This window comes from Pseudomonadota bacterium (assembly GCA_026388255.1).
In the GTDB taxonomy this organism is placed as follows: domain Bacteria; phylum Desulfobacterota; class Syntrophorhabdia; order Syntrophorhabdales; family Syntrophorhabdaceae; genus JAPLKB01.
Genome location: JAPLKC010000036.1, coordinates 60679 through 66678, shown reverse-complemented (window position 1 = coordinate 66678; position 6000 = coordinate 60679). Strand labels below are relative to the sequence as shown.

Genomic DNA, 6000 nt, shown 5'->3' with positions numbered 1-6000 from the left:
GTTTTTGCCGGCCAGAGGCTGTTCAAGCATTAGAGAAAATTAGCCGTCAACCCCCAGCATTTTTTATCTTTTATAAATATATATTGACATTGCCCTGAAATATTGTTTCAATAATGTCACATACCGCTTGGATCCAGACCCTGGACCGAGACGGAAGGAAATGGAATAATTCTAAGCCTTCTGAACCGAGTTCAGAGGGCTTTTTTATTTAGGAGGCTGAATGGAAAATGTGACTGTTCCGGTAGTAAGAGGGAGAAAGGGCAAGGACAAACTTGCCATGCTCACCGCTTACGATTATGTCTTTGCGAGCATAATGGATAATGCAGGAATTGATATAATCCTCGTAGGCGATTCTGTTGGCTCAGTCATGCTCGGTTATCCCAACACAATACCGGTAACAATTGAAGAGATGATTCATCACACAAAACCTGTTGTAAAGGCCACGAAAAATGCCCTTGTTGTCATAGATATGCCTTTTATGTCATACCAGGAAAGCGTGGAACAGGCAAGGCGCAATGCCGGAAGGATGATAAAAGAAAGCGGCGCCGAGGCAGTAAAGTTGGAGGGCGGCGTCGGGATGAAGGAAGTCATAAAAGCCATAGTTGATATAGATATTCCTGTCATGGGGCATGTGGGGCTTACACCGCAGTCTGTGCACCGTATGGGCGGCTACAAGGTGCAGAAGGAAGAGGAGAGGATCATCGCCGACGCGCTGGCTGTGGAAGAAGCGGGTGCTTTTTCGGTTGTTCTGGAATGCATACCGAGAGATATTTCAAAAAAGATTACAGAGATGTTGTCCATCCCGACAATAGGCATAGGCGCCGGCCCGGATTGTGACGGACAGGTGCTTGTTTTGCACGACCTTCTGGGCATACTCGGCGATTTCAGACCAAAATTCGTTAAGAGCTACCTGAACATGAGAGAAGAAGTTGAAAAAGGGATAAAAGAATATATTGAGGAGGTAAGAGGGGGCATATTTCCGGATGATGACCACTCTTTTCATTGATTTGAGAAATTTATTAAGTTGCGGAATTTGTTTTTGCTGCTATGAATTGTTAATGATCAGGATATTAATATGAGGATTATCGAGACAGTAAAAGAGATGCAGGAAGTTGCCGATGAGCTCCGGAAGGATAGAAAAATCGGTTTAGTGCCCACTATGGGCTATCTTCATGAAGGTCATCTCTCTCTTATAAGGAAGGCAAAGGAGGTCAGCGATATTGTTGTGGCCAGCATCTTTGTCAATCCCACTCAGTTCGGGCCATCTGAAGACCTTGCCAAATATCCGAGAGATTTTGAACGGGACAGAGACCTCCTTGACCGGGAACATACCGACATCATATTCTTCCCGGACGTAAAGGAGATGTATCCTGAGAGGTATTCCACCTATATACAGGTCAGGGAACTGGAAGACCACCTCTGCGGAAAGATAAGGATGGGCCATTTTATCGGTGTTGCTACAGTTGTTGCAAAACTTTTCAATATCGTCAAGCCGCACTTTGCAGTATTCGGACAGAAAGACTACCAGCAGTTGAAAGTTATCGAGAGGATGGTGAGGGATCTCAATATGGATCTGAAGATTGTCCCCTACCCTACAGTCAGAGAACCGGACGGTCTTGCCATGAGTTCGAGAAACACTTACTTAAGCCCTGCTGAACGGAAAAAGGCATTGCTCATATATGCATCGATGAAAAAGGTTGAAGGTCTTTTTAAGGCCGGACAGAGGAATGTTTCTGTTCTCATAGAGGAGATAAAACAAATTTTAAGCTCAGAAGAAGGTGTACAGATTGAATATGTAACCATATCCGATGCTGAAACACTTATTGAAATAGACCGGATAGAAAATAAAGCAGTACTGGCCATTGCCTGCCGTGTAGGTAAGACAAGGCTCATTGACAACACTATTTTGACGGAGGCTTGACATGTTAAAAACTATGATGAAATCAAAAATCCATAGAGCAAGGGTCACCGAAAGCAACCTTGATTATGAAGGAAGCATTACGATTGATGAAACGCTGATGGAAGCGGCCGAGATCATACCATACGAGCAGGTACATATCTACAATGTTACAAACGGCGAACGTTTTGCCACATATGCAATAAAGGGAGAAAAAAACTCCGGAGTGATCTGTTTAAATGGTGCAGCAGCCCATAAGGCAAGGAAAGGCGATATTATCATCATAGTCACATATGCAAATTACGACGAAAAGGAGCTTGCAGTTTTTAAGCCGAAAAAAGTGTATGCAGATGATCTTAACAGGATAAAAGACCAGTTAAGACTGGTAAATTAATTCCATTTTCAAATCAAAGCGCTATCATCGTTGGCTTCGTCATCGGCTCCTCGGCGTACTGTTTATGTACGCCTCCGTCACCTCTTCCTTGCCGCCTTAATTTCATCTTTGATTTGAAAATGGAATAAGGTACAAACAAGCTTCACGACTGCCTGTTTTGTCATGCCTGAGAACTTCTGTTCCGTAGCATTTCTGATAATTTTAGTTTATTTGTTTTTACTTAGGATGACAAACTTGTAAGGTTTTGATTTTTTTACGGGTTTGTCAAATATGCATATATTATTTTTTTAGAAGAACCCTTACCGCACAACCTGATTTTAAAACATAGGTTTTTTCAACCCCTACAACGGAAAGGTTATATGATGTAAGCGTAGCCTTACAGGTTTTTGTCTCAATTCTTATAAAAAAATCATCTATATTATCTCCGGTATAGTCTGTTTTTTCTTCAATAATCTGGGGCCAGCCGTTTTGACGTTCCCAGTTTATCTGGATAAAACCGTCTTTGCGTTCCCACATGAGACCATCAAAAACAGGACGATGGATCAAGGTTTTATATGTATTATGATCAACGGTCTTTACAACCTCTCCGCCGGTAAATCGTGGAGAAACCTTAATCCCTGTTGTTGAGACAAGCTTTGAGCTGAAGTAATTGTTACCCATGAATGTGGCAAGGACAACAAAGAAGGCGAGTATAGCTGTTGTATATCCGAGAATAGATTTAAGCCTGCCCATTTATCATCCTTTCATCACAAAATCATGCTTCCTGTTGTGATAAGTTTAATAATCCGTATGATCGCGTCCTGAATATTGCCGCCTGCTATTGTTATGAGGAAGAGAAAGGCTGGGTATAGGAAGAGCAGACGGTAAGTGGCGGCGCTTCCTGTTAAAGATGTGCCTTTCACGTGAAAATAAAGCGCCCCTTTAGGGCAGTTATCAACACATTTCCCGCATTTGATGCAGGTAAAACGGGTTTTGCCCTTTTCCATGGTCTCTTCGGTCATTGAGAAGATAGGGCAGACCTGGATGCAGCGTTTACACTTAACACACACTTCCTGGTTGATCCTTATCTCAAAGGGGTTAATTTTATTTGTAAAGGACTGAAAGGCACCGAAGGGACAAAAAAGACCGCACTGTGTTCTTTTCCTTGTCAGTATCGGCAATGCAATAACAAGACCCAAAAAGAGGGCAACAAATATTATTGTTTGTATAAAAATCTTTGTTGAGGTAACCTCGACATATTCCGTAACAGTCTTGTAAGGGCACAACCATTCGCAATATGTCGGCGTTAGAAGCATGGCAGAGGTCAATGCTGTCACAAGGAGCACCGCAAAGGGGAGGTAGTGCCATTTAGGGTTGACATGCTTTATAATGGGCTTTCTGAATATCCTTGAAAAGCCGTCATCAAGTCCGCCGAAAAAGCATCCCCACCCGCAGAAACCCCGGCCAAGGGCAAGGGTTGCCCCGATCCAGATGATTAGCATGCTTGCAATGGAGGCAAAACTGCCTATCATTGTTCCGGGAAATATGATGGTTTTTGACAATGCCAGGGGGATTATCGTCAAGGGTATTACAATATGGCAAAAAGGCGTTTTGCATAAGAGCAGGTTTTCCTGTGATATTGCCATACTGCCCCGGATCTCGATAAGTTCTGAAATAAAGGAAATTACAAAGCAGACCGCATAGGTAATAAACAATACGGCACGATATTTATCGGTTTTTTCTCTGTAGAGCATCAGAAAAAAGATTGTATTTACAAAAATAAAGGTGATTACCAGGGCAATGAGTCTCTTCGGATCAGCAGGTATTTTCCCGGCTGAAAGCATCATGAAGGTGAGAAGCATCATAGGAAGGGCAAGCAGCAGTGCTTTTGTAACACTCATACGCGCAGATGATTCTACGTTATTGAATTTGTTTGTCATATGTTCTTTATACCACCAATAATTAAAAAAATACCAGCATAAAAATAATAGAGACCTATCAAGCCTGCCGCCATCTTTCCTATAATGCCAAGCACGGGGAAACCCCGTAGCGCACCTATAATAGGCGCAGGTATAAAAAACAGGGAGGTTCCGAGAAAGAACATAAAAAAGAACAGGAGACTGTGAAGGAGACTCCCCACAGCTACGGCATTGGTAATGGCAAGGAGAAAGGGCGGGCAGAAATTCAAACCTGTGGCTAATCCCATAACAACCGGTAGCAGTGACGGCCGCAAGACCTTTATTTTATAAAAATGTCTGTTGATATATTCTGCTGCACAGGATGCCCTTATATTAAAAAAGCTATATACAATCAGGGATACAGACAGGACAATATAAGCCCCACCGATAATCAATTCCCTGTAACCGAGCGTTTCTATAACGGTTTTATTAATCCCCCAGGCAATTACACCGAAAACAAGATAACCGAGAAGCCTACCGGTAAGAAACTGTGCGGTCAAAAAGATGTTTTGAAACACCCCCCTGCCTTCCCCCAGCATATAAGGCACAAGGACAGGGGCACAATAGGCAACACATACCAGCCCGTTACTGAGTCCCAGAAGAAAACCCTGCATTAATCACGCATCTTTTTGCCTATAGAGAATGCCTTTCCAAGATACCTGCCTATACCGAAGTACTTGCGCATCTCAGGGGCATAGATAATCGGTCTTACTTTTTCAATATCAATGTATCCATCTTTTCCAATGACTGATTCATCGGCTTTGATATCAAGTATTTCCCCGATAAACTGGGTATGTAAACCCAATTCAATTGTATGGATTAATTTGCACTCAAGGACAAAAGGGAACTCCTCGATGCAGGGGGCGTCTACAAGACTGCTCTTAACAGGGGTGAGTCCTGCTGCGGACAGCTTATCAATCTTCTTCCCGGTTGCAATACCGAAGTAATCCGCTTCTCTCACATAGGCCTCGGAAGGTATGTTGATGGTAAAGGCCTTGCGTTCCAAAATGTTGCCGTATGTATGGGTAGCCTTTCTCAAGGAAATTGCGGCGCAGGGCGGCTCGGAGCAGCAAATACCTCCCCAGGCAACAGTCATGGCGTTTGCCCTTCCTGTTTTATCATAAGTCCCGACAACAAAAACAGGCGCCGGATAAACAACGGTTTTTGCACCAAGAGATTGCTTCATTCATATCCTCCTACTGCTGTTTTTCATGGTTTATCTCTTCCGATTCTTTTTCGGCCTCATCCAATAGCTCCCTCAAATAAATGCACAGATGCCGTCTTTCATAGAGAGGCTTATCAGGGTTGTATCTAATTAGATTCTCAGGCGTTTTTTGTTTAACCGATATTTTTTTGTCGTCTTCCATGATAGTCGAATATTATGTCACAAAATGGAATAAATTTAAATACTTTACACAGATGCGAGTTGTGCAGCCCGGGCCACAGCAAATTTCAGGCACGGCAAGTATATCCTGCCCACAGTGAATTTTGTGAAATTGATGAAGAACCGGAAAAGCAAACAAAGCTGCGCGATTTTTGTCTGAAGCTATGAATTAAGATTGTCCGGCTATTTTCCGGGTAACAAAATTGGTTGAGCTCCAGGGCTTTAGCTAATATTCAACGGTACAGTTAAGAAATATTTGCTTGAAATCCTGAGTGAATTGTAACACAATTTGGTTCTATGTTGGAGGCGGTGAGCACATGTTAAGTCATCAAGGCGCATAAATTCAAAGATAATATGCCGTATTTATCAATGCGTTTTATATTAGGAG

The 6000-nt window shown here is 42.8% G+C and carries 8 protein-coding genes; 3 read left to right on the top strand and 5 right to left on the bottom strand.

Annotated features, from left to right (window positions below; all coding sequences use genetic code 11):
- The first annotated feature begins 220 nt into the window (after positions 1 to 220).
- The 3 genes from panB to NT178_04185 all read left to right on the top strand — a co-directional run bounded on the left by panB (position 221) and on the right by NT178_04185 (position 2291).
- Positions 221 to 1006 carry a 3-methyl-2-oxobutanoate hydroxymethyltransferase gene (gene panB, locus NT178_04195; GenBank protein ID MCX5811730.1) on the top strand — a complete coding sequence of 262 codons (786 nt, stop codon included), beginning with the start codon at positions 221 to 223 and terminating at the stop codon, positions 1004 to 1006.
- A 69-nt stretch (positions 1007 to 1075) separates the two neighbouring features.
- The gene (gene panC / locus NT178_04190) at positions 1076 to 1921 is read left to right on the top strand and encodes a pantoate--beta-alanine ligase (protein MCX5811729.1); all 846 of its coding nucleotides are present in this window, start codon (positions 1076 to 1078) and stop codon (positions 1919 to 1921) included.
- Between the two features lies 1 nt (position 1922).
- A complete protein-coding gene (locus tag NT178_04185; protein ID MCX5811728.1) occupies positions 1923 to 2291 on the top strand; it encodes an aspartate 1-decarboxylase in 369 nt (122 codons plus the stop codon).
- A gap of 279 nt (positions 2292 to 2570) precedes the next feature.
- Here the strand turns inward: NT178_04185 and NT178_04180 are convergent, their stop codons facing one another.
- The 5 genes from NT178_04180 to NT178_04160 are packed head-to-tail and all read right to left on the bottom strand — an operon-like array spanning position 2571 to position 5595.
- Positions 2571 to 3023, bottom strand: coding sequence for a hypothetical protein (locus NT178_04180; GenBank protein MCX5811727.1), 453 nt, complete (start codon positions 3021 to 3023; stop codon positions 2571 to 2573).
- Positions 3024 to 3037: 14 nt separating this feature from the next.
- A complete protein-coding gene (locus NT178_04175) occupies positions 3038 to 4171 on the bottom strand; it encodes a 4Fe-4S binding protein (protein MCX5811726.1) in 1134 nt (377 codons plus the stop codon).
- A gap of 35 nt (positions 4172 to 4206) precedes the next feature.
- Positions 4207 to 4842: a sulfite exporter TauE/SafE family protein gene (locus tag NT178_04170; protein ID MCX5811725.1), complete on the bottom strand. Its 636-nt coding sequence runs from the start codon at positions 4840 to 4842 to the stop codon at positions 4207 to 4209.
- Entirely contained in the window at positions 4842 to 5414 is a 573-nt protein-coding gene (locus NT178_04165) for a flavin reductase family protein (protein ID MCX5811724.1), read from the bottom strand. The genes NT178_04170 and NT178_04165 overlap by 1 nt, the downstream gene beginning before the upstream one ends.
- Before the next feature lie 10 nt (positions 5415 to 5424).
- Entirely contained in the window at positions 5425 to 5595 is a 171-nt protein-coding gene (locus tag NT178_04160) for a hypothetical protein (protein MCX5811723.1), read from the bottom strand.
- Positions 5596 to 6000: the final 405 nt, after the last annotated feature.

Excerpts from the sequence above, each read along its gene's own strand:
- panB (MCX5811730.1), top strand. The coding sequence starts at position 221 with ATGGAAAATGTGACTGTTCCGGTAGTAAGAGGGAGAAAGGGCAAGGAC.
- panC (MCX5811729.1), top strand. The coding sequence starts at position 1,076 with ATGAGGATTATCGAGACAGTAAAAGAGATGCAGGAAGTTGCCGATGAG.
- NT178_04185 (MCX5811728.1), top strand. The coding sequence starts at position 1,923 with ATGTTAAAAACTATGATGAAATCAAAAATCCATAGAGCAAGGGTCACC.
- NT178_04180 (MCX5811727.1), bottom strand. The coding sequence starts at position 3,023 with ATGGGCAGGCTTAAATCTATTCTCGGATATACAACAGCTATACTCGCC.
- NT178_04175 (MCX5811726.1), bottom strand. The coding sequence starts at position 4,171 with ATGAGTGTTACAAAAGCACTGCTGCTTGCCCTTCCTATGATGCTTCTC.
- NT178_04170 (MCX5811725.1), bottom strand. The coding sequence starts at position 4,842 with ATGCAGGGTTTTCTTCTGGGACTCAGTAACGGGCTGGTATGTGTTGCC.
- NT178_04165 (MCX5811724.1), bottom strand. The coding sequence starts at position 5,414 with ATGAAGCAATCTCTTGGTGCAAAAACCGTTGTTTATCCGGCGCCTGTT.
- NT178_04160 (MCX5811723.1), bottom strand. The coding sequence starts at position 5,595 with ATGGAAGACGACAAAAAAATATCGGTTAAACAAAAAACGCCTGAGAAT.